The organism is Jeotgalibaca sp. A122 (assembly GCF_052266715.1).
Classification (GTDB): Bacteria; Bacillota; Bacilli; order Lactobacillales; family Aerococcaceae; genus Jeotgalibaca.
Window position 1 is genome coordinate 37,954 of the sequence record NZ_JBQPRB010000003.1, and the last position, 23,448, is coordinate 61,401.

Here is a 23,448-nt window from a genome sequence, read left to right on the forward strand (position 1 = left end):
TTATTTTATTTTTCGATCGGTTGAAGAAGGGATGTTCAATTGTTGCCGATATTTCGCTATGGCTCGGCGCGAAACCTGAATATTTTTTTTCGCCAACATCTCCACCAAAGCCTGATCGGAGTAGGGACGATGCTGATCCTCGCCAGCAATTAATTCCTGCAACACGTTCAATACGTCATCCCGAGACTGTTCGCTATTTTGCATGCGGCGTGACAAGAACGTCTTCAACTCAAAAATTCCTTTCGGCGTTTGAACGAATGTTTCCCGTACAGCACGGCTAATGGTTGACTCGCTCAACCTACACATTTCCGCCACATCTTTTAACTGCAGTGGTTTCAATGGACTATTATCTTCTGTGAAAAACGCGTGCTGATACGAAAGTACGGCTGTGCCTACTGTCAGGACCGTTTCTTTCCGCTTCATCAAGCTCGCCTGCAGTTGATCGAATTCCTGTTTCTTGGCATTCACATATGCCTTAACTTCTGCGTCGTCAATCGCTTTCATTTCCTCGAAATAACTAGCGTTCAAAGTCAGCAACGGTGTCTTGTATTTCGTCTCCTTAATCGCCAACTCACCGTCTTCCAAAGTCACCATCAACTCCGGTACAATGTAAGGCACTGTCTTCGTCCGCGTTTCAAATGCTTCCGCGGGTGCCGGTGTCAAGCGTTGCACGAATTGGTAAATTTCCGCAATTTTATCCGATGTCGTTTCATAATGGTCGGCAATTTTTTGCCAATTCTTCTGAACCAAATCCTCGTAATGTTCCTCCAGGACTACGTAAGCCAGATTTGGGGCAAAATCAACCCGTTCTGTCTGTAACATTAAACATTCCTGCAACGTCCGTGCCCCGATACCAGCCGGATCCAATTGTTGCAATAACGTCAATCCATCCAGGAGTTCGATTGCCGAAGCATGCGTTTCCGCTTGCGCTTCTTTGATTGTCTTCATGACATACCCACGCGGGTCAAGTTGTTCCGCCCACCAAAAAATTAGTTTCCTAAGTGGCGTGTCCCGGTAAAGTAAATAAATCTGCTCCTGTAAAAACTCGTACAAGGATGCTTCATACACTGATGTTTGCTCGATTACCGCTGAAACATCATTTGTGGAAACGTCCTTAGCGGAAATGGTTAAGGGTTCATTTACCGACATCTCAATAAAAGGATTTCCCAGTAAAACGCTATTTAAGTAAGTGGATAATTCCATTCGATTTAATTGCAACATTTCCATACCTTGGACGAGGTTAGGAATAAATGCTTGTTTTTGTGCCTGTTGTTGCTTTATTTGCTGATTAAATTCCATATCAACCCCTTCTTTCTGGCTTCATTCTACCACATGCAGAGAACAAAATGAATGCTGATAGATAGCGCATTCAAAGAAAGAAGACTTCTAAAAAACGAACCCTCTTATTTATACGAATCGCGTTCGATAATATTGAACCTTTTCAAATAAAGCGTTTACAAACGAAGGGGAATCTGTTACGATGGAGCCAAGAAATTAAGAATGAGGGAACAAGATGAGCAATGGCAGAATTCAATCGATTGATCGTGCGGTCCAAGTTTTGAACTGTTTTACGGAGCGAAATCCGGAATGGCGCCTCACGGAAATCGCCGAACAATTGCATGTCGGTAAAAGTACCGCCCACGGAATCGTGAACACCTTGAAATGGAATGGTTTATTGAACCAGGACGAGGAAACCCAGAAGTATCGCTTGGGTTTAAAGCTGATGGAGATGGGAGAATTGGTTAAAAAATCCATCGATGTGACTGAAGTAGCCGGGCCGTTTATTGATGATCTTTGTGATTTGGTCGAAGAGACAGTTCATCTAGGAACCTTGGTTGATTCAGAGGTCATGTATGTGGACAAACGGGAAACCCAACAATCCATCCGCATCACAACGACTATCGGCTCAAGGATTCCGGCACAAAATACGGGTATCGGAAAATGTCTATTGGCATTCTCCAGTCAAAGCGTTTTGGAGAATTTGCCTGATGAATTTGAGACATTTACGCCACATTCCATCGCAACGAAAGCAGAACTGTTGGAAGAACTGGAACGAATAAGACAAAATGGTTATGGGCATGATAAAGAGGAATATGCAAAGGGCCTTTATTGTGTAGCGGCACCGATATTTGATTATACGGGCAATGTCCATTATGCAGTCAGCGTTTCCGGTCCGACTTTTCGGATGACACCAGGAAAAATCAAAATGGTGACAAAACTCGTTTTGAGAACAGCACAACAAATTTCCGAAAAAATGGGATATATACAAAAAAATTAGTTTTTATTAGGTTGAATAATCACGCTGATAAAAACTTTTTTTCGGAACTATATATGAACACGGTTCGACAATGTCGAACTTAAAAAGGGGTGAATTTGTAAGCGGTAACAAAAAAGATTGACGCATGTGAATATTAAGAGGCAGAAAAGGAGTGTAAATAATGAAGTTATTAAAAATATTAAATGAAAAAGGCGAAGAAATCTTGATGTCATTTTCTCTTTGGGGAATAGTATTGATAATGGGTCTGCAGATTACGCTACGCTATGTATTCGGGGAAGCACTTGCCTGGCCGGAAGAATTATCCCGCTATTTGTTCATTTGGTTCACCTTCTTAGGCATGAGTTACTCAATCAAAAATAAATCCCACATCCGGATCGACATGTTGGAGCTATCCGTACCGAAATTACAAAAACCGCTTGAAATGATCGGGGATGCGATTTTCTTCGTTTTTGCCATCATCATGCTCCAACCGGGCATGAAGGTCATCAGTATCTTGTTTAATACCAACCAAACCAGTCCGGGATTACAATTACCGATGTACCTTGTTTACGGCTCAGTTTTCGTCGGTTTTATCCTTGTTATCGTACGTCTCATCCAAAAATATGCACGGCTTATTATTGTCAGAAGCACTGCACAAAAGACAGTAGTTGTCGATGAACGCAATGAAAGCGAATTCACAACGAAAGAAGAACGCCTGAATGATACGGATGTCGTTACCCAAACAGGAGGTAGAGAAAGATGATTACAGGAATTTTTATTGTTTTCTTCATTGTATTGATATTGGGTGTCCCGATTGCGATTTCGCTGGGAATCGCCTCGCTCTCGGCATCAGTTTTCGATCCGAGCTTGCCGGCCGGTGCCGGGTATATTTTCCGGAATATGGTGACGGGCATCGATTCCTATTCATTACTTGCGATCCCTTTGTTTATCCTTTCGGGTAATATCATGGCCAAAGGTGGTATTTCCAAACGTATTTTTAACTTCTTCGCTTATTTTATCGGTGACAAAACCGGTGGCATGCCCATTGCTGCCATCATCACCTGTTTGTTTTACGGGGCCATTTCCGGTTCGGCACCGGCAACCGTTGCAGCGGTTGGGGCGATGACATTCCCATTGTTGACTGAATTGGGCTATGACAAAAGAGTATCTATTGCAACTATCGCCGTAGCTGGTGGATTAGGAGTCATCATCCCGCCTAGTGTGCCATTCATCATTTATGGAACCTCGGCTGGAGCTTCAGTAGGTGATCTGTTTACAGCTGGAATAATACCCGGTGTTTTGATTGGTGCATTCTTATGTATCTATACTTACTTCTATTATAAGAAACACGGTGAAGACAAAGAAAAATTGAAAAAAAACACTGACGAACTGAGAAAGAATGGTTTTGCGGGAATTTTAAAGGAAAGTTTCTGGGCCTTGATGACACCAGTCATCATCCTTGGGGGGATTTACGGCGGAATCGTGACTCCTACAGAAGCTGCGAACTTGTCGGTTGTCTATTCCCTCATCGTCAGCATCCTTATTTACAAAACGATGAAACTTGAAGACTTAGCAAGTATAACGAAAGATACGATTAAAACGGCTGCTCCCGTTCTGTTGGTAGTTTCGACAGCAACGGTATTCGGACGTGTCCTGACTATTATGCAGGCACCTCAAACTATTGCCACAGCGATAACTGGGGCCGTATCATCCAAGGTTGCCATTATCCTGATTATCATAGGCTTCCTCTTGATAGTTGGTATGTTCATGGAAACACTGGCCGCGATTTTAATCTTGACGCCGATTTTCTTGCCAATCGTTACTGCCATTGGGATGGATCCTGTCCACTTTGGTGTTATCACGATTGTGGTATTGGCAATCGGCTTCGTGACGCCACCGGTTGGCCTGAACCTCTATGTTGCCAGTTCCATCAGTGGGGTACCGGTCATGGAGGTTGCCAAGAAAGCAACCCCGTACATGATTGCCTTTGTGATTGCGGCATTGTTAATTGCCTTTATTCCAGAAATCAGCCTGTTGTTACTCAAGTAAAGAGATAAGAATGAGAGGGATACCATGAAAAAGAAAATCACACTGATGCTAACAGCATTCATTGCCACAACCTTGGCTGGATGCGGACTTGTCTCCGGAAAAACAAACGAGAACCAACCTGAGTATGTCATCAATTATGCGCACGGCGCAGCGGATGTGGCCTCATTGCATCAAGGTGCTGTAAAATTCAAGGAATTAGTTGAAGAAGGTTCTGACGGCCGGATCAAGGTCCAAATTTATCCCAACTCGCAATTGGGCGGGGACCGTGAATTGATGGAAGGCGTCCAATTTGGCGATATCACCGTCATGAACTCCAATGCGGCCGTGCAAGTGAACTTCGTTCCGGGAGCTGCTGTATTTGACCTGCATTTCCTCTTCCAGGATCTGGAACATGCCCGTGCAACCAACAGCGATCCCGAGTTCGTTGCCAAGCTTTCAAAGGAATATGAAGAAGCCGGCTTCAAATTTTTAGGAACGGCCGACCAAGGTTTTCGGATCATGACGGCCAATGAAGTCATTACTGAACCGGAACAAATGGCAGGAAAAACCATCCGCGTAATTGAAAACCAATTCCATATAGCCGCCTGGAGCGCAATTGGGGCCAGTCCGACACCGATGCCTTTTAACGAATTGTATACGGCTTTGCAACAAGGAACAGTTGATACGCAAGAAACGCCAATCGAGTTGATTTATTCTCAAAAGTTTTACGAACAACAAGATTACTTCATCATGACCAATCACCTGCTGCAGACCATCCCTTGGGCGATGAATCTGGAATTCTACAACGAATTGCCTGAAGATTTGCAGGAACTTGTGAGTGAATCGGCCACGGAAGCAATCAGCTATTCCAATGAGTATCTCGATGCGAATATCGAGGAGATGACCCAGGAAATTGTTGATTACGGCATCGAAATCATTGAACTGACACCGGAACAACAACAGTCATTTGCTGAAAAAGCGCAATCCGTATATGGCCAAATCGAAGCAGCAGTCGATCCTGGCATCTATGAAGCTTATATAAATGCAGCTGACAAAAATGCCAAGTGAAAAGGGGAAGAATAATGATGAAAAAAATTAAAGCAGGAATTATCGGCTCCGGAAACATCGGATCCGACTTGATGATGAAACTGTTCCAATCCGATATCCTGGAACCGACCGTGATGATCGGGATTGATGAGGAGTCAGCAGGGATGAAACGGGCTAAGGAATTGGGGTTGCGTTGTTTTGCCGACGGAATTGACGGGTTCAGAAAAGAACCGGAGTTGGCGGATGTCCTGTTTGACGCAACGTCTGCTGGGGCGCATCTTTACAATGCCAAGGTAGCCAGGGAATTGGGTAAAATGATGTATGACTTGACACCTGCTGCCATCGGACCCTATGTCGCTCCTACCGTCAATATTGATGAACATCTGGACAAGGATAATGTCAACCTCATCACGTGTGGCGGCCAGGCAACGACACCGATTGTCAGTGCCATCAACCGCGTTGCGCCGGTCGAATATGCGGAAATAGTCGCAACCATTTCCAGTAAAAGTGCCGGTCCCGGAACACGGGCCAACATCGATGAGTTCACGGAAACGACTTCCAAAGCATTGGAAGCTGTCGGGGGGGCCAAAAAGGGCAAAGCAGTTATTATTCTGAATCCGGCTGAACCGCCGATTTACATGCGCGATACCGTCTATGCTTTAGTCGAAGAGGATAAGATGGATGAAGAAGCGATTCAAAAATCCATCAATGAAATGGTTTCCGAAGTCCAAAAAGCCGTCCCTGGCTATCGTCTGCGTGGGGAACCTCTGTTTGACGGGAACAAAATCACCGTCTTTATTGAAGTTGAAGGCGCCGGTGATTTCTTCCCTAAATATTCGGGGAATCTTGATATCATGACCGCAGCAGCAGTGAAAGTCGCGGAAGAATTTGCGCTCAAAGCTGCCTTGCAAAAACAGGACGCATAGGAAGGGGAACTTATAATGGAAAATAAACAACTAGATGTTATTTTAACAGAGGTCGCACTCCGGGACGGTAGCCATGCCGTTGCCCACCAATTCACCGTTGAACAAGTGACTGCGGTGGCAAAAGCCTTGAACGAGGCCCGCGTTCCGTATATCGAAGTGAGTCATGGGGACGGGTTGGGGGGATCCACGTTACAATACGGCCTCTCTAAAGTCGATGAATATGAATTGATCAAGGCTGCGGTTGATGTCTGCGATTATTCGAAAATTTCGGTCTTGCTCCTGCCGGGAATTGGAACGATCCCTGATCTGGAAAAAGCCTTCCAACTGGGCGCGCGTATGGTGCGGGTAGCAACCCATGTAACGGAAGCTGATGTCTCCAAACAACATATTGAATATGCGAAAAAATTAGGAATGGAAGTTGTCGGCTTCCTCATGATGTCCCACATGGCACCAGTAGAAAAGGTGGTTGAGCAAGCAAAATTGATGGAAAGTTATGGGGCGGACGTTGTCTATTGTACCGACTCGGCGGGTGCGATGGTACCGCGCGAAGTCACGGAAAAAATAACCGCCTTGAAAGAGGCCCTCTCGGTCGAAGTTGGTTTCCATGCGCATAACAACTTGGGATTGGCGATGGGGAACACCTTGGCCGCAATCGAAGCGGGAGCGACCCGCATCGACGGCAGCATCCGCGCACTGGGTGCGGGGGCCGGAAATACCCAAACAGAAGTATTGGTGGCGGTCCTAGATAAAATGGGGATTGAAACCGGGGTAGATTTGTACAAAATCATGGATGCCGCGGAAGATATTGTTGCTCCAATTTTGGAAGTTCCACAAGAAATTACCAAAGACAGCTTGACCATGGGATATGCCGGGGTTTATTCCAGTTTCCGCCTGCATGCGCAAAGGGCCGGCAAACGCTTCGGCATCGACCCACGCGATATTTTAATCGAACTGGGAAAACGGCAAGTGGTCGGTGGTCAGGAAGATATGATCGCCGATGTGGCGTCAGAAATGGCCGAAGCACGGAAAAAAGAATTGATCTTGAATTAAGAACACGGTAGTAGCGTGCATCCTCGCAAAGATAGAGGGGCACGCTTTTTTTTGGGGATAACATTGGTCGCATCAGGTAGTGTTTGTTAATATATAAATTAACCGCTTACTATTGACTTCAAATATATTGAATCTTATAATGTAATTAATCATTTAGTAAATAATATGTAAAATGTTTTACTAAAGGCGGGAGGGATTTTCGTTTTGAATAAAGATTATTTAAATCATCAAATTCTGCACAGAAATACCTTAAATCCACATGCTTATTTCTTTGGTTATCAAAACAAGGAAAATGCACTTACTTATGAAAGAAAGTTAGCGAGAGGCTTCCAGCTTCTGAATGGTTTGTGGAAATTTATGTATACGCTTACTCCGGAAGAAGGGCCGGAGCAGTTCTTCAGCGAACAATTTGCAGACGAAGAGTGGGAAACAATGCCTGTACCGGCTCATTGGGAATTAAACGGTCATGGTCGTCCGCATTATACCAATGTCCAATATCCATTCCCGGTCGATCCGCCCCATATACCGTCGGATAACCCGACCGGATTATATCGGAAAAATTTCAACTTCAACAAAGCTGATGACAACGAAAGAGCCATTCTTCGCTTTGAAGGGGTAGACAGTGCTTTTCATGTTTGGGTAAATGGCGAAGAGGTTGGCTACAGTACCGGTAGTCGCGAACCTTCAGAATTTGATATCACCGATCATATTCGTGAAGGAGAAAATACTCTGGCTGTTAAAGTTTATAAATGGTCGGCAATGAGTTATTTAGAAGACCAGGATATGTGGTGGATGAGCGGGATTTTCCGTGATGTCTATCTCTATACGAAACCTGAAATTTCCATCCAGGATATTTTCATCAAAACAGAACTGGATAAAGAATATAAAGATGCAACTTTATCGTTGGAATTGAAAACGGATTCTATTACGGAGGGTTCGGGATACGCACTGAACGTAACCCTTTTGAATCATGATAGGGAAGAGATTATCGCAAATGACGTTCAAATGTCTGGAAATCTGACCAGTCTCCTATTAGATGTAGAAAACCCAGAAAAATGGACGGCAGAAACACCTTACCTGTACCATTTGATTTTGACACTTAAGAAAAACGACCACATCGTGGAAGTCATTCCGCAAAAAGTCGGTTTCCGAATGGTAGAGTTGAAAGATGGGTTAATTCAAATAAACGGGCAACCGATTATGTTCAGAGGTGTGAACCGTCACGAGGATAACCCAGATTATGGGCGGGCGATAAATTTTGACTGGATGGTAAAAGATGTCCAGTTAATGAAGCAATACAATATCAACGCAGTTCGTACAGCCCACTATCCTGCCGATCCAAGATTTTACGCTTTGTGTGATGAATATGGTTTGTATGTTATTGATGAGACGGATATTGAGACGCACGGTTTCGATATTATCGGCAAGTGGAATCAACTGAGTGATTCCCTGGAATGGCAACCGGCTTACCTAGACCGCATGGAACGCATGGTTGAACGCGATAAGAATCATCCTTCCGTCATCATCTGGTCGCTTGGAAATGAATCCGGTTTCGGTCAAAACCATGTAGCGATGTACGATTGGGCTAAAAAACGAGATGATACGCGTTTGATTCACTATGAAGGAGAAACACGCGATATTCTGACGCGCACGAACAACGATCCACAAGAGGAAAATGTTGCAGCGGATATGTTCTCAACCATGTATAGTTCGGTGGAACTGATGGACGAACTCGGACAGCGCACTGAATTCAAGCAACCACATATCCTTTGCGAATATGCCCATGCGATGGGAAATGGTCCAGGTGGATTCAAGGAATATATGGAAGTCTTCCGGAAACATCCACGCCTACAAGGTGGTTTTGTGTGGGAATGGATGGATCATGGCATTCGCAAACACACCGAAACGGGTGAATCGTATTTTGCCTATGGTGGGGATTTTGGAGAAACGCCTCATGATTCAACATTTGTCATCGACGGTCTAGTGATGCCGGACCGGACGCCTTCACCCGCGTTATATGAATATAAAAAAGTGATTGAACAGATTCGCGTGACGGATTTTTCATTGGAAGATAAATATATAACCATTCAAAATGATTATGATTTTATCAATCTCGACCATGTTTATGGGGTTTGGCAATTGGTTGATGGCGAGGAAATACTACGAGAAGGAACGCTTGATTTATCAGATATCCAGGCAGGACAAGAAAAGAAAGTTGAACTTGACTTACCCCAAAATAGTGTAGATCAAGCTTTTAATCCAATCCTGAACATTCAATTTTTACAAAAATTCAATACGAGATGGGCTAAGTCAGGTCACGAAATTGCTTGGCATCAAGAGCTTTTAAATACTGCTAAACAAGCTAAAAAAGATTTACTTGTTGCTTCTCAGCTACATGTTGACCAGAACAAAAACGTTCTAAAAGTTGAGGGAACCAATACAGAATGGATATTTAACCTCAATAAAGGAGAACTCGTTTCCTGGAAAGTAAATGAGTTGGAACTCCTTGAACAAGGGTTTAAGCTGAATATTTGGCGGGCACCAACTGATAACGACCTGAAAAGCAGTGTGGAATTCCAAACTAAGTCAGTGGCACAAGATTGGAAGAAGCACGGTTTGAATCATTTGCAAACCCGTATCAAGGCAGTCAACGTCGATAAGAGTGAAACCGACGTGACCGTGACGGTTGAAACGAAAGTCGCGCCACCCGTCCTTGATTGGGGATTCGAGGTTACAACCACCTATCACATCCAGGCAGATGGACGAATGGCAGTCAATGTGGAAGCGAAAAAAGTGGGCGAAGGACCCGAAACTTTACCGAAAATCGGACTGCAGGCGAGAATCAATCAAACCTTGCAAAATGTTTCGTGGTTCGGAAGAGGACCAGGTGAGGCATACTCAGACACCAAACTAGCCAATCGTTTCGGAATTTGGCATGCAGGCATACCGGAATTATCAACAAACTATGTAGTGCCTCAGGAAAACGGCAACCGGACAGATGTATCCTGGGTGGCATTGAACGCTGATAGTGGTTCTGGGTTGTTTGTCAAAGGTGATGATTTTAATTTCAGCGCCAGACCTTATACAACTGAGAACCTGGAAACAGCCACACACACGCATGCTTTAGAAAAGCAGGACTTTATCGAACTGAACGTGGATCAAAAACACCAAGGAATCGGGTCGGCAACTTGTGGTCCGGGTGTGTTGGAACAGTACGTGTTATTAAATCAAGATTTCTCATTTTCCTTTACGATGTTCGCATTTTCGAAAAACGAATGGCAACCACAAACACTGAATAAATATGTTTAAAAAATAAAGGAGGAACAGAAAATGAATAAAATGACAAAATGGTTGGGTTTGGCAACAGCAGGTTTATTATTGGCAGCGTGTGCGAGTGACGGAGGCGAAACAGCTGAGTCCACTGGAACAGAAGGATCAAGCACGACGGGAGGGGGTACAAATCAAGTCACCGTTTGGGCATGGGACCCAGCCTTCAACTTGAAAGCCCTGGAATTGGCGGAAGAAGTTTATACCGCTGACAACCCGGATTTTGAATTAAATGTGATTGAAAATGCACAGGATGATATCGTCCAAAAATTGAATACAAGTTTGAGTTCCGGAACAACTAAAGGAATGCCAAACATCGTCTTGATTGAGGACTACCGTATCCAAAGTTTCCTGGAAGCTTATCCGGAATCTTTCTACCCGGTAACGGACTTACTTAATGCGGATGATTTCGCAGACTATAAAGTCACAGCGGGAACAGTTGAGGATGAAGTTTACACAGTTCCGTTTGACTCCGGGGTAACAGGCCTTTATGTTCGTACTGATATTCTTGAAGAAGCGGGTTATTCAGTAGAAGATTTGACCGATATCACATGGGAAGAGTACGTTACGATCGGGAAAGATGTCACTGAAAAAACCGGCGTAAAATTTGTAACGAGTGACCACAATGATCTTGGCTTGATTCGGACAATGATCCAAACAGCCGGTAAATGGTACACAGCAGAAGATGGAACGACACCGGATATTGCGGACAATGAAGCACTAAAATCAGCTTTCAAAGTCTATAAAGGCATGGTTGATGGCGGCATGATGAACGTCCATAGTGACTGGAGTCAATTGGTATCAGCAGTCAACACGGGTGCTGTAGCAACAGCTCCAACTGGTAACTGGTTCACGCCTTCCATCAAACAAGCTGCTGACCAATCAGGTAAATGGGCAGTTGTGCCATATCCTCGCTTGGATATTGAAGGCTCTGTCAATGCATCCAACTTGGGTGGTTCATCATGGTATGTCTTGAACGTTGATGGCAAAGAAGCAGCAGCAGACTTTTTGATTGAAACATTCGGTTCCAGCGATGAGTTGTATCAAACGTTAGTTGAAGAAATCGGTGCGATCGGTGCATTCGGTCCGGCTGCTGAAGGCGACGCTTATAAAATGGAAGACGAATTCTTCGGTGGGCAAGCAGTATACCAAGACTTTTCAGCTTGGATAACAGAAATTCCACAAGTTAATTTTGGTCAAAACACCTACGCTATCGAAGATATCATGGTTGTGGCTATGCAAGAGTACTTGAATGGTGGGGATTTGGATGAAATTTTAGCCAACGCCCAAACACAAGCAGAAACACAAATCCAGTAGAATCAGCATCGATATCCTAGAAATTAATGACTTGATTCGTTTACCAACAATCAAAGTTATTGATTTCTAGGATTTGCTATAAGGGGGAGAAACAGGTGGAGAAAAGTATAGCAAATCGTAAAGTAAAAAAGAGCAAGTTAAAAACACAAAGAGACATTTTAGGTTGGGCATTTGTCATTCTATCGGTTGGCTTAATCGGCATGTTTTATTTTTATCCAATGGTGCAATCGTTGTTACTATCGTTCCAATCAGGTACTGGTGTTAATCTGGAGTACGTGGGCTTGAATAACTACAAGCGTTTATTCCAGGATCCCACGTTTATGACCGCTACTAAAAACACACTGATATTCCTGCTGTTCCAGGTGCCGATCATGGTAATACTGGCAATCTTCTTCTCAGTGCTGTTGAATCAAAAAACATTGAAATGGAAAGGGCTTTTTCGGACGCTTGTTTTCCTACCATCCGTCACATCCCTGGTTGCGTATTCCATTATTTTCAAATATTTGTTCAGTAATAACGGAATCGTCAATAAAATCTTGATGAGTATATCCTTGATTGATGACCCAATTTTGTGGTTATCCAACCCATTCTGGGCCAAAGTGTTGATCATCATCGCCATTACTTGGCGCTGGACCGGTTATAACATGATTTTCTTCTTGTCGGCCTTGCAAAATATCAGTCCGGAAATTTATGAAGCAGCCCGAATCGATGGGGCATCAAGCATCCAACAATTCTTCAAAATCACCGTACCGATGTTGAAACCGGTCATCTTGTTTACGACCGTGACCTCGACCATCGGGACCCTGCAATTGTTCGATGAGCCGATGAACATCACGGGTGGTGGACCGGGTAATGCAACCACGACCATTTCCCAGTATATTTACAACCTTTCGTTTAAATTTACGCCGGACTTCGGTTATGCAGCGGCTGTTTCTTATGCCATCGTAATTCTCGTCATTATTTTCTCAAGTATACAATTTTGGGTAGGAGGTAGAGACAATGACTAAAACAAAAAAAGTGGCAGTTTACGCATTTTTGATTGCGGTGAGCATCGTTTTTGCCTTTCCGTTTTATTTCTTGATTGTTAGCGCGACTAACCTTTCCATCGATGTCACCAACGGAAAGCTGTTGCCGGGTACAAATCTGATTGCTAACTTCCAGAAACTGTTGGAAACCGTAGATATCGTGACGGCCGCCAAAAACTCGACCATTGTATCCTTGTCCCAAACCTTTTTCTCGCTTCTTGTAGCTTCGCTTGCCGGTTACGGATTTGAAATCCACAAATCGAGAGGGAAAGAAATAGTCTTTCGTATTTTGTTGCTATCGATGATGATTCCTTTCGCGGCTATCATGATTCCGTTGTTCCGTATGTTCGGAACCATTTCATCCGTAGCGCCGGCAATCGGGATTGATACCTTATTTTCTGCATATCTGCCTTATTTAGCTACGGCCTTCTTGGTCTTCTTCTTCCGGCAAAACACTAAAATGTTCCCGAAAGAATTGCTGGAAGCGGGCCGGATTGACGGTTTATCAGAACTGGGCTGTTTTTTCTTCATTTTTATTCCAACAATGAAAACGACCTATGCAGCAGCCGCCATCATTACGTTCATGGGTAGCTGGAATAACTACTTGTGGCCCTTGATTGTCTTGCAATCGCCGGAAAATCAAACCATTCCCTTGTTGATTTCCAACCTGGGAGCAGGCTACTCTCCGGATTACGGCATGATCATGTTGGCGATTATGATTGCAACCATTCCGACCGCAGCGATTTTCTTCTTCCTGCAAAAACATTTTGTGGCAGGTATGCTTGGATCGGTTAAATAACAAGGAGGTATTATGGCTATTACTTTTAACGAAAGCGAACGTCGCTTTCATATTCAAAATGACTTTTTCAGCTACATCCTGACGGTAGAAGAAAATGAAATCCTGTCACATACGTATTTCGGGGCCCCGCTCAGGAAGCTCTCATCAATCCGGAACTATCCCCGGGTCGACCGCTCCTTTTCGCCGAATCTGCACAATGCCACCGATCGCCTGTTTTCACTGGATACCCTGCCGCAGGAATACGCCAGCTTCGGGAGCGGGGATTTCCGCGAACCGGCTTTCATCTTCCGCTTCAAGGATGGGACTTCCATCAGCGATTTCCGCTACCATACGCACCGGGTTTTCCCGGGTCGGGAAGGCTTGGCGGGATTGCCGCATGTGCAAGGGTCCGCGAATGATTGCGAAACCCTTGAAATCATCCTGAAAGATGAAGTGGGCGATCTGGAAATTGCCTTGACCTACACGTCCTTCAAACATCATGCCGCCCTGGTCCGATCGGCCAAGGTGGTGAACGTGGGTTCGGAAACGGTGAACATCGAAAAGATGATGAGTGTGAGCCTGGATTCCCCGGTCGCCGATTTCGACTTGATTCACCTAAACGGGTCTTGGGCGCGGGAAACGCAATTGACGCGTGAAGCACTTGCCCATGGCATCAAGGTGATTGACAGCAAAAGGGGAGCCAGCAGCCACCAACAAAACCCGTTCTTGGCCCTGGTCGACAAGAAAGCGGACGATGTATCCGGGGAAGTTTACGGCTTCAGCTTCGTCTACAGCGGCAATTTCGCCGCTCAACTGCAGGTCGATTCATACAGCCAGTTGCGCCTCAACCTGGGCTTGAACCCATTCCAGTTCAGCTGGAAGCTGGAGGCAGGACAGGCTTTCCAGACCCCGGAAGTCGTGATGGTATATTCGCAGGACGGCCTGAACGGCATGTCGCAAAACTATCATAACCTCTACCGCGAGCACCTGCTCAGGGGCGTGCACAAAAGCCAGGAACGTCCTGTCCTCATCAACAACTGGGAAGCGACCTATTTCGATTTTACCGAAAGCACGTTGCTGCCGATCGTGGATGAAGCCAGCAATCTGGGCATCGAACTGTTCGTGCTCGACGACGGCTGGTTCGGGAAACGCAATTCCGACCTGGAGGCGCTGGGGGATTGGTTTGTCAATACAGACAAGTTCCCCGACGGCATCCGTTCCTTTTCCCGGAAAATCAAGGCGAAGGGGATGAAGTTTGGTATCTGGGTTGAACCGGAGATGATCTCAGGTGAAAGCGACCTGTACCGGGCCCACCCGGATTGGTGTCTCCAGGTCAAGGGTCGTGGCAAATCGTTGGGGCGGAACCAATATGTGCTGGATTTCAGCCGCAAGGTGGTCCGTGACCATATCGAAGCGGCCTTGACCGCCATCTTCACCGATGCCGAAGTGGACTATGTGAAGTGGGACATGAACCGCAACATCACGGAAGGCTTTTCCAATGAATACCCGGCGGAACAGCAAGGAGAGATTTACCACCGCTATATCCTGGGGCTGTATGAGATGCTGGAGCATTTGACCACCACGTTCCCACACATCCTGTTCGAAGGCTGTTCCGGTGGGGGCGGCCGCTTCGACCCCGGCATGCTGTATTACATGCCGCAGACCTGGACCAGCGATAACACCGATCCGGTTTCCCGATTGAAAATTCAATACGGAACGAGTTTGGTTTATCCGATTATCACGATGGGTGCCCACGTTTCAGCTTCACCCAACCACCAGTTGGGGCGCGTGACTTCCCTGGAAATGCGCGGGGCCGTCGCCAGTGCCGGCAACCTGGGGTACGAGCTGGATGTAGTGAAGCTGTCGGAAGACGAAAGACAGGTGGTCGCCGAGCAGGTCGCCTTTTACAAGGAGCACCGCGCTCTGGTGCAGTTCGGCTCGTTCTACCGCCTGATCAGTCCGTTTGCCGGCAACGATTGCGCCTGGATGTTCGTGTCCAAGGACCGGAGTGAAGCCCTCGTGTTCTACTACAAAGTCCTCAACCAGGCTTCGGAACCGCTGGGTTTCCTGAAGATGCAGGGCCTCGATCCAGAAAAGAACTACCGTTTCAGCGACACCGGCGCTCCGGTTGGCGGCGATGAGCTCATGTACAGTGGCATGTTCCTGCCGACCAATGTGGCAGGAGATTACCAGGCGTTCACCTGGTATTTGACCGCCGAGTAAAACGAGAGCGCTCCGTTGATTACGCAAAGGTCTTGCGAAAGCTGTCGACCTTTGCATTGCTACACTCAAATGGATGCAAAGGTCCGTTCAAAAGTCCCGACCTTTGCTTTGCCGCAGCCAAAGTAGCGCAAAGGTGCCAAAGAAAGTTGCCGACCTTTGCGTAATCAATCAGAAAACACTTGCCAAGAAGGACGCAATGATGTTACTACATCGTTAATGAAGCTTTTTGCACGAAAATGTTGGGCTTGGTAGTTTTTCACTCCTTCAACACTGCTAGATAGATAACAAAAAGAAGCATCCCCTGAAATGGGAATGCTTCTTTTTCATTGTTGATTTTATAAGGCACCGGACAACATTAAGCCCAATTGTGCCACCAATGACGTCAAAACATAGGCGCCGGAGAATACGAAAACAGCAACGATCGCGATTTTCCAGGAGGTCTTGCTGAGGTCAGCCAGACTGTCCGCCACCGAAATGCCGGCGAAAGTCAAAATTGGTGTTGTAATCGACAGGAAATCGACCGCGCTGATGGCTTGGACGAAGAAATCGGAAGCCAGACAAAAAACCAACGATACGATTGAGACCCAACCCAGTGTCGGGAATTCTTGCAAGAAGCCAATTTTAGTGCGTTTTGTGGCTTTGGATACCCAGATTCCCAACAGTGAGAAGGCCCAAAGGACTGCTAACCCCACGAATGTCGTGCCCGTGATCGGCGTTGCGTCCGGATATTTGACCAATTTGATTTGTTGCGTGAATAGGATCAAAGCGACACTCAATAATAGAATAAGAGCATGTTTCTTGAACTCACGCATTGAATATTGTTGATTTTGCATACTATACTTCCTCCTTGGTGAACAGACGGTACATCACACGTTGCAACGGAACAGCCAGGAACACCATCGTGTAGGTGCCCATGAAGCTCGTCAACAACTGGCTGGCAGCCGCATAAGAAAGGATTACACTTTCCTGTTCGGGATAAAGAGCGACCAATGAAGAGGAGGCAGCAGTCATCATACTGGATGAACCCATGCCGGAGGCCATCGCCAGAGCGCGCACATCCAAGCCCAATGACAATACCAGCGGGGCAAACAGGCTGAAGAAAATGGTCCCGAACAAGGTTCCGATCAGATACATGGACAAGACGCCACGACCTTCCGGAGAGTTCAAGGTATATTTTTCAGTGATGTAAGAAAGTTCGCCTTCACGGCCAATTCCCAACGTCGCACCGATTGCCTCGCGACGCAGACCCAATAACAAAGCGATTGGTAACCCAATCAGGATGGTCCCTAAGTTACCGATTTCCTGAATCAAGAAAACCCAGCCGACCTTGATGATTTCACCGATACGTGGTGCCACATCAGCACCGTAACGCGCCATCAAGGGCAACATGATGAACATCAAGTTTTCACCCGAGAAACGGATATTTTCCTTCGAATAGACTTTCGCCAAAACACCTTTGCGAATGGCCGGAACACCAAAAATCATGCCAATCAATACCGCGAAAACCAACGGCAAAACACTCACACGCAATGAGCCGATTGCGAATGATTGAAAACCGATCATTTCCGCGATGAAAATAATAATCAAAACCATTGCCAACAGCCAAACAAAGGTACCATTCTTTTGAGCAGTTTCTTGCTTCTCCATATTTTTTACTCCTCCACAATTGACGCCAATAATGCTTCATAATCGGCAAAGGACCGTTTGTAAGCAGGCGCTTCTTCTAATTTTCCATTCAGTTCTGCCAAAACTTGCATCAAGTAAGCAGGGAAAGTTTCCAACACAAAGTGTGGATCGTCCATTTTAAAATCATCGCCGTGGATTGAACCGGTGAAACCGCCATAACTGATTTGCAGGCAAGGGAACAGGAAGGACAAATCGCCGATGTCTCCCGCCGCCGCAATGCTGCCACGATCGGTGATCAACCCAGTGATGGCCGTTTGTTTGTCAAAGGCAGCCCGGGCCAAATCAGACAAATACCGGTCCTGGACGAAAGGTAAATAACCCATTTCCGTATCGATATGAACCTGACCATTCAAGGCCATAGCACTCCCTTTAGCAGCCATATCAAGTTTTTTGACCGTTTCTTTCATGTATGCGACTGTCTTGCAGCGCAAATCCGTTCCGATTTTAACGCGGTTCGGAATGACGTTGGTCGACATGTCGCTTTCCGCCACAATCGGGTTAAACCGCACCGATTGGTCGTCGCGCACATGTTGACGGGTCAAGCCCAGTGCCACGTTGAACAGGGTGCTCATGCTGTAGGCATTCGCCCCGGAAAAAGGATCGAAACCGGCATGGCTGGCTTTCCCTTCGAATGTGTAATGCTTGTACAAGAAGCCGGCCAAATCGCAGTACAACTCAATCGTCGGTTCGGTGAAATATTCGCCGATGGCATGCACACAAATGCCGAAATCGACATCATCAAACACCCCTAGGCGCATCGCTTCCGGCTTGCCCCCGTAATACTGGATAATGCCTTGTTCCTTCAACGACTTGCGGTAAGCCAAATCCAGATATTCCTCCGCAGGCACGAAGACGAACTGCAGGTTGTAGTCCAACTGCTCGAAGGCCCGGGTCTTGAATAAATGGGTGTAGAGCGCCAGGGCAATGCCAACCTGTGTATAATGACCGCAGTTGTGGGCTGCACCCGTTTCTTTATTGGCATGGAAGTGGGTTGGGGCATACACAGCATCCAGTTCGGCGATAAAAGCCACTGTTTTTGGTTTCCCGGAAGATAGCGTCACTTTCATTCCAGTTGTGCTGAAATAGTCAATGTCGATATTCGGGTTTAAGCGGGTTAAATACTTTTCGATCGCCTGTTTGGTATGAACCTCCTTATACCCCAGTTCAGGATGGTCCCAGATATCAGCGACCACACGTGCTATTTCTGGATAATATTCGGTAAAAGTCACTTTTTACTCATCTCCTTACTTAAACAACGTGGTAATTATACGAAATTACGAACAAAGGGTCAATGGGACAGGCGTAATTTTCCCAAGATTGGTCACTAAATCGATAAAAGGCGATCGGAGAAAACCTTTTTAATGATTCTTTACATTCCCCACACAAACTTTACATTAAACGCCTAAATAAATTTACATCCCTTTCCTATAATAGGCTGTAACAGAAAGAAAGGGTGAGTGCAATGATGCTTACAGCACACTCCGGCAGTGACGGTACCCCAGATAACAGCCGGCAATTTATCAAAGAAATGTTACTGGCAGGAATCTCCTGCGTTGAAGTCGATGTCCGCCGCTCGCAAACAGGGAAACTTTATTTGAGCCATGATAAAACATTTTGGTCCGAAGCCATGCTCAGCCTCGATAATGCTTTCCAAATCCTGAAAACCGATTCCGATGCACTGATGAACTGTGATCTCAAAGAACCAAATCTCGAACAATCAGTCCTTGCTTTAGCGACCCAACACAATATCCAAGACCGCATTATCCTGTCCGGCGCAGTCAATCTGGCTCATTTACCCGACCCAATGTACCTGAAGCAAGTCTATTATAACGCCGAGAGCATCATTCCCCACCTCTATCTGAACTGGGAAATGACCAAGTCACAAATCGACGAAATCATCCAAACTTGTCACACAAAAGGCATTGAAACGATTAATATCAATTACCGCCTCGCAACCAACGGCGTCATCAATCGTTTCCACCAAGAAGGCTTGAACCTGAGCGTCTGGACCGTCAACGACTTTGCCGAAATCAACCGTTTCCGGAGCGCCGATGTCAAAAACGTGACGACCAAGTATGCTATCAGCTACCTTTACCAAAACGTGGTCAGACAGGCGATGGGTGGCTAAATGACGTGCTTGACTTACAAATTCAAAACCTTCATTTGAAAATAAAAGCTGGGGAAATGGTTACGTTGCTGGGGCCCAGCGGCTGTGGAAAAACAACCCTCTTGCGCAAAATCGGCGGTTTTATCCCCGCCACGGAAGGTGAAGTAATGGTGCAGGGCAAAGACATCACGCAACTACTACCAGAAGTGCGCCCAACCGCCATGGTTTTTCCAAGCGATAACTTGTGGCCGCACATGACTGTTTTCCAAAACCTTTCTTTTGGATTAACTTTGCGGAAACACAACCGCAAACAAATCCAAAGAGAAGTCGCCGCCATGCTCGCCATAGTGAATATGTCGTTGACCGATGAGCTGCATCCCCATGAACTCACAATTGCGCAACAACAGCGCGTTGCGATGGCACGCGCTTTACTTTTAAAACCGAAAGTTTTATTGTTGGACGAACCTTTTTCCAAATTGGATGAAAATGCCCGGGCCCATATGTACGAAGAACTCATACGTATCCAGTCCGAACTGAAGACGACTATCATACTCGCAACTAACGACCGTACTGAAGCACTCTCCTTATCGCAACGTATTGTGGTCATGGAAGAAGGGCGGGTAGTCCAAGTTGGAACGCCCCTCGAAATTTATGACCATCCTAAAAACAGCTATGTCGCTACTTTTAGTGGGGAAATGAATACATTTGAGGAAATTGCCTTCCGTCCCGAAGACGTCCGTATCTTTGACAGCAGTAAAGGCGATTATGTCGGGATTGTTGACTCAATAATGCTTTTTGGGCATTATGCAACAATCCGAATTCTTTCGGGAAAATATGTGATTAAAGCCTACGCGCCAAAAAATAGTGCCAGTGTATTTAATGAGAAACAGACGATAACATTTAACATCGAAAAATTCATCAATTATGAAAAAGGAGTCGGGCTGTGAGCAAGGTATTAGTTATTATTGTTAGTTATCTTTTGGCCTTGTTCTTTCGTTTCTCATTTAAGTGGCTCTGTGATTTGACGCAAAAACCTGGTTTCATACCTATCCTCTTGATTTTATTCCTGAGTGGATATTTCTATTTATTTGGAACGACCTTGATTATTTTACATGCGCTGTCCCGTATTCCGGAAACCGCAATCGAAACGGCCCGCGATGTCGGTGCCAACAAATGGCAAATTTTCCGTGCCATTATCCTGCCCATGACCTATAAAGCCTGCTTGATTGGCATGGTGCTGTTATTAATTTGAAAGGAGAGTCACGCATTTGAAACTTGAAAAAATAATCATCATCACCCCCAAAGATAACCAAACCAATATCCGGGTGCCGTTTACTTTGGATCATGATTGCGAAATCCTGGAAATAATGTTTAAGTACGGACCTGCCTATGCCAGTGATGAAGATGCTTTGCCTTTTATCATGAAGATGCTCCCACGGTATACGGATAGTGAAGTCACATGGGAAATGGCTAAACAATATTTGCCCGTGGAAAATTTGGTCACGCTATCCTTGGCTTACGAAAATCACTATCTGGGCGCACGCCACACCAAGGACCGTGACCAAAAAATAGTGTTGTCTGAAAAAGAGTCCAGTCTGGGATTTCCGACCTTGCCCATTAAAAAAGGGGAGTGGGAACTGCAATTGAATGTCCATAATACTTGCTCGCCAGAACTAATTGCACACGTCATAGTTGAAGCGAAAGGAGGATTCCATGAAGCAATACGCAGTCGAACTGCATAGCCACACGAATCATAGCGATGCCCATTTTACCGTCGCCGAATTATGCCAAGAAGCCAGCAATTTCGGTTACGATGGTTTAATTTTAACCGACCACAATACTGCTTCCGGCTATCCGGAATTTAAAAAGTTGGCTGACGAAAAGGGACTCGTGACGATGCGCGGGATCGAATGGACGACCTATTTCGGCCATATGCTTGTTCACGGTGCCGATTACCTTGTTGATTGGCGCGACGCCCAGCCGACCACAATTGATTATCACATCCAGGAAGTCAAAAATGCCGGCGGATTGGTGGGTATCGCTCATCCTTATGCAATCGGGAGCCCCATGTGCACAGGATGCCATTGGTCCTTTGAAGTAGAAAATTGGAAAAATGTCGATTACATTGAAATTTGGAATGAAGTTTGCCCAGACGAGTCTCTTTCCAGTTGGGAAGCGTATGCGCGCTGGACCCATTTGCTTGACCAGGGTTACCGCATTTCCGCCAGTGCCGGTCGCGATTGGCACCGACTGGAAGGCCTGGACAAAAATCCCGCTGTCACCTATATCGAAACAGTGGGCCAGTTGACCCCAACCAGTTTCCGCCAAGCATTGGAAAAGGGAGCTTTCTATTTGACCCTTGGACCAAAACTCGATTGGCAAATCGGCAGCCATCATATGGGCGATACCATTCCGACCGGGATCTATGTAACGAATATTCAGGCGAAACCATTTGATCTGCCCGCATTTGCGCCTTTTAATCCGCGCGCAAACCGGGTCAAAATCATCCACAATGGCGAAGTCTATCTGGATATCCCGATTACCGAAGAAAAAATAACCCTTTCCCTCCACCTCCAGCCGGGCTATGTCCGCCTCGAACTCTGGGGCGCGATTAAGGACAAAACAAACGAATTACTTCTCGTTTCCAACCCTATTTATATTGAAAAGTAAATCCGTTCGGAAATAAAAGTTGAGATACTGCCGAGTTTTGGGTGAACTCGGCAGTATTTTTGATAAATGCAAATTATAATTCCGACTTTTCCCGAAACTCGGAATTATAATTTAATTTTTCACTTTATTCTTCCGAGTATGCTCATAAATCGACCTTTTCGATACAAGGCCACCGCACCAACGATACAATGACTCCACCGGTTTTTTATGATTGGGGAACAACCGCTCGAACTCTTTCTTTGTCCGCTTCAGACCGACCAACTTGGGCTCGGTCAACCCGCAATTGGAACAACCAAGCATTTTCCGGGAATGTTCTCGCATCACTCCCCGGCACTCCCCACACATTATCCCCGGCCGTACCGAATCGTGATCGTATGACATCAACTTTCGGTACCGATTATCGTTCACATGCATCCCTACGAACCTTTCACCGAGCCGCAGCTGCCAATCCGACATTGCAGCTTCTGTCATCCGGATTTTTTGAAAATAGCTATCCAGCTGCTGCGGCAAGACAATCGGCATTTCCGCAGTCAACCCATATAAAGTCACATTGGGATTCGTGAATACCAACCGCGCCTCAACCGGCAAGGGCACTCGCATTTTTCGCAATATTTCCGCAACCATCCGCTTTGCACGTTCCAATTGGTGCAGGGGATCGTGTGTCAAATCCATGAAGCCATCCGGTCCCACCTTATAGGTACCTTCCCAGTGCTTCGCGTCCAAAATATGAATCTTTTGAGAACCGATCAGTAACAAATCAATTTGGCATATGCGATCTTGGGAAATTACCAAGTCCTGGATTTGAACGATGGTACCTTCCAAGCAAGCCGCTTTATTATTAACTATATTTTCCCCGATTTCCCCCAACACCAAAAATCGGAATTGGCGCTCTTCTTTTTCACTAAACGTAACCCGTCCTCGCAAACACTTCATCAGTTCCAACTCAATTAAATCATCTCGACGCTTCAATAACATCCCATCATCTCCTTTTTCTATCTACCTATATA

21 protein-coding genes are annotated in these 23,448 nt (G+C 45.8%); 16 read left to right on the plus strand and 5 right to left on the minus strand.

Annotated features, from left to right (window positions below; genetic code table 11):
- Window positions 1-1,299, minus strand: a complete 1,299-nt coding sequence (rpoN, locus tag ACTU7M_RS04445; protein WP_443473174.1) for an RNA polymerase factor sigma-54 — start codon at window positions 1,297-1,299, stop codon at window positions 1-3.
- A gap of 214 nt (window positions 1,300-1,513) precedes the next feature.
- Between rpoN and ACTU7M_RS04450 the strand changes: the two genes are divergently transcribed.
- The 11 genes from ACTU7M_RS04450 to ACTU7M_RS04500 all read left to right on the plus strand — a co-directional run bounded on the left by ACTU7M_RS04450 (window position 1,514) and on the right by ACTU7M_RS04500 (window position 15,978).
- Window positions 1,514-2,278 carry an IclR family transcriptional regulator gene (locus ACTU7M_RS04450; protein WP_443473175.1) on the plus strand — a complete coding sequence of 255 codons (765 nt, stop codon included), beginning with the start codon at window positions 1,514-1,516 and terminating at the stop codon, window positions 2,276-2,278.
- Window positions 2,279-2,438: 160 nt separating this feature from the next.
- Window positions 2,439-3,020 (plus strand): TRAP transporter small permease, encoded by a 582-nt coding sequence (locus ACTU7M_RS04455; RefSeq protein WP_443473176.1) that lies wholly within the window; start codon window positions 2,439-2,441, stop codon window positions 3,018-3,020.
- Window positions 3,017-4,306, plus strand: a complete 1,290-nt coding sequence (locus tag ACTU7M_RS04460; RefSeq protein WP_443473177.1) for a TRAP transporter large permease — start codon at window positions 3,017-3,019, stop codon at window positions 4,304-4,306. Before ACTU7M_RS04455 ends, ACTU7M_RS04460 begins: the two co-directional genes overlap by 4 nt.
- Window positions 4,307-4,330: 24 nt before the next feature.
- Entirely contained in the window at window positions 4,331-5,353 is a 1,023-nt protein-coding gene (locus ACTU7M_RS04465) for a TRAP transporter substrate-binding protein (RefSeq protein WP_443473178.1), read from the plus strand.
- 17 nt (window positions 5,354-5,370) lie between these two features.
- Entirely contained in the window at window positions 5,371-6,258 is an 888-nt protein-coding gene (locus ACTU7M_RS04470; RefSeq protein WP_443473179.1) for an acetaldehyde dehydrogenase (acetylating), read from the plus strand.
- A 15-nt stretch (window positions 6,259-6,273) separates the two neighbouring features.
- A complete protein-coding gene (gene dmpG, locus ACTU7M_RS04475) occupies window positions 6,274-7,308 on the plus strand; it encodes a 4-hydroxy-2-oxovalerate aldolase (RefSeq protein ID WP_443473180.1) in 1,035 nt (344 codons plus the stop codon).
- A 204-nt stretch (window positions 7,309-7,512) separates the two neighbouring features.
- Window positions 7,513-10,617, plus strand: coding sequence for a glycoside hydrolase family 2 TIM barrel-domain containing protein (locus ACTU7M_RS04480; protein WP_443473181.1), 3,105 nt, complete (start codon window positions 7,513-7,515; stop codon window positions 10,615-10,617).
- Between the two features lie 21 nt (window positions 10,618-10,638).
- A complete protein-coding gene (locus ACTU7M_RS04485) occupies window positions 10,639-11,952 on the plus strand; it encodes an ABC transporter substrate-binding protein (RefSeq protein ID WP_443473182.1) in 1,314 nt (437 codons plus the stop codon).
- Between the two features lie 200 nt (window positions 11,953-12,152).
- Window positions 12,153-12,959: a carbohydrate ABC transporter permease gene (locus ACTU7M_RS04490; RefSeq protein ID WP_443473387.1), complete on the plus strand. Its 807-nt coding sequence runs from the start codon at window positions 12,153-12,155 to the stop codon at window positions 12,957-12,959.
- A complete protein-coding gene (locus ACTU7M_RS04495; RefSeq protein WP_443473183.1) occupies window positions 12,952-13,776 on the plus strand; it encodes a carbohydrate ABC transporter permease in 825 nt (274 codons plus the stop codon). Before ACTU7M_RS04490 ends, ACTU7M_RS04495 begins: the two co-directional genes overlap by 8 nt.
- A 12-nt stretch (window positions 13,777-13,788) precedes the next feature.
- Entirely contained in the window at window positions 13,789-15,978 is a 2,190-nt protein-coding gene (locus ACTU7M_RS04500) for an alpha-galactosidase (protein ID WP_443473184.1), read from the plus strand.
- A 335-nt stretch (window positions 15,979-16,313) separates the two neighbouring features.
- On the opposite strand, the gene ACTU7M_RS04505 is transcribed toward ACTU7M_RS04500, so the two are convergent.
- From ACTU7M_RS04505 to ACTU7M_RS04515, 3 genes are read right to left on the minus strand one after another with little or no spacing between them, the layout of a single operon-like run.
- Window positions 16,314-16,811 carry a hypothetical protein gene (locus ACTU7M_RS04505; RefSeq protein WP_443473185.1) on the minus strand — a complete coding sequence of 166 codons (498 nt, stop codon included), beginning with the start codon at window positions 16,809-16,811 and terminating at the stop codon, window positions 16,314-16,316.
- A gap of 1 nt (window position 16,812) precedes the next feature.
- On the minus strand, window positions 16,813-17,625 hold the full coding sequence (locus tag ACTU7M_RS04510) for a DUF3100 domain-containing protein (RefSeq protein WP_443473186.1): 813 nt from the start codon (window positions 17,623-17,625) through the stop codon (window positions 16,813-16,815).
- 5 nt (window positions 17,626-17,630) lie between these two features.
- Window positions 17,631-18,893, minus strand: a complete 1,263-nt coding sequence (locus tag ACTU7M_RS04515) for a M20/M25/M40 family metallo-hydrolase (protein WP_443473187.1) — start codon at window positions 18,891-18,893, stop codon at window positions 17,631-17,633.
- Window positions 18,894-19,126: 233 nt separating this feature from the next.
- Here ACTU7M_RS04515 and ACTU7M_RS04520 point away from each other — a divergent pair, with 233 nt between their 5' ends.
- From ACTU7M_RS04520 to ACTU7M_RS04540, 5 genes are read left to right on the plus strand one after another with little or no spacing between them, the layout of a single operon-like run.
- Window positions 19,127-19,792 carry a glycerophosphodiester phosphodiesterase gene (locus ACTU7M_RS04520; RefSeq protein ID WP_443473188.1) on the plus strand — a complete coding sequence of 222 codons (666 nt, stop codon included), beginning with the start codon at window positions 19,127-19,129 and terminating at the stop codon, window positions 19,790-19,792.
- Window positions 19,793-19,797: 5 nt separating this feature from the next.
- A complete protein-coding gene (locus ACTU7M_RS04525) occupies window positions 19,798-20,718 on the plus strand; it encodes an ABC transporter ATP-binding protein (RefSeq protein WP_443473189.1) in 921 nt (306 codons plus the stop codon).
- Entirely contained in the window at window positions 20,715-21,023 is a 309-nt protein-coding gene (locus ACTU7M_RS04530; protein WP_443473190.1) for an ABC transporter permease subunit, read from the plus strand. The genes ACTU7M_RS04525 and ACTU7M_RS04530 overlap by 4 nt, the downstream gene beginning before the upstream one ends.
- A 16-nt stretch (window positions 21,024-21,039) precedes the next feature.
- Window positions 21,040-21,513: a hypothetical protein gene (locus ACTU7M_RS04535; protein WP_443473191.1), complete on the plus strand. Its 474-nt coding sequence runs from the start codon at window positions 21,040-21,042 to the stop codon at window positions 21,511-21,513.
- Window positions 21,464-22,441, plus strand: a complete 978-nt coding sequence (locus ACTU7M_RS04540) for a CehA/McbA family metallohydrolase (protein ID WP_443473192.1) — start codon at window positions 21,464-21,466, stop codon at window positions 22,439-22,441. The genes ACTU7M_RS04535 and ACTU7M_RS04540 overlap by 50 nt, the downstream gene beginning before the upstream one ends.
- Window positions 22,442-22,552: 111 nt before the next feature.
- Here the strand turns inward: ACTU7M_RS04540 and ACTU7M_RS04545 are convergent, their stop codons facing one another.
- Window positions 22,553-23,416: a nuclease-related domain-containing protein gene (locus ACTU7M_RS04545; protein ID WP_443473193.1), complete on the minus strand. Its 864-nt coding sequence runs from the start codon at window positions 23,414-23,416 to the stop codon at window positions 22,553-22,555.
- Between the last annotated feature and the right edge of the window lie 32 nt (window positions 23,417-23,448).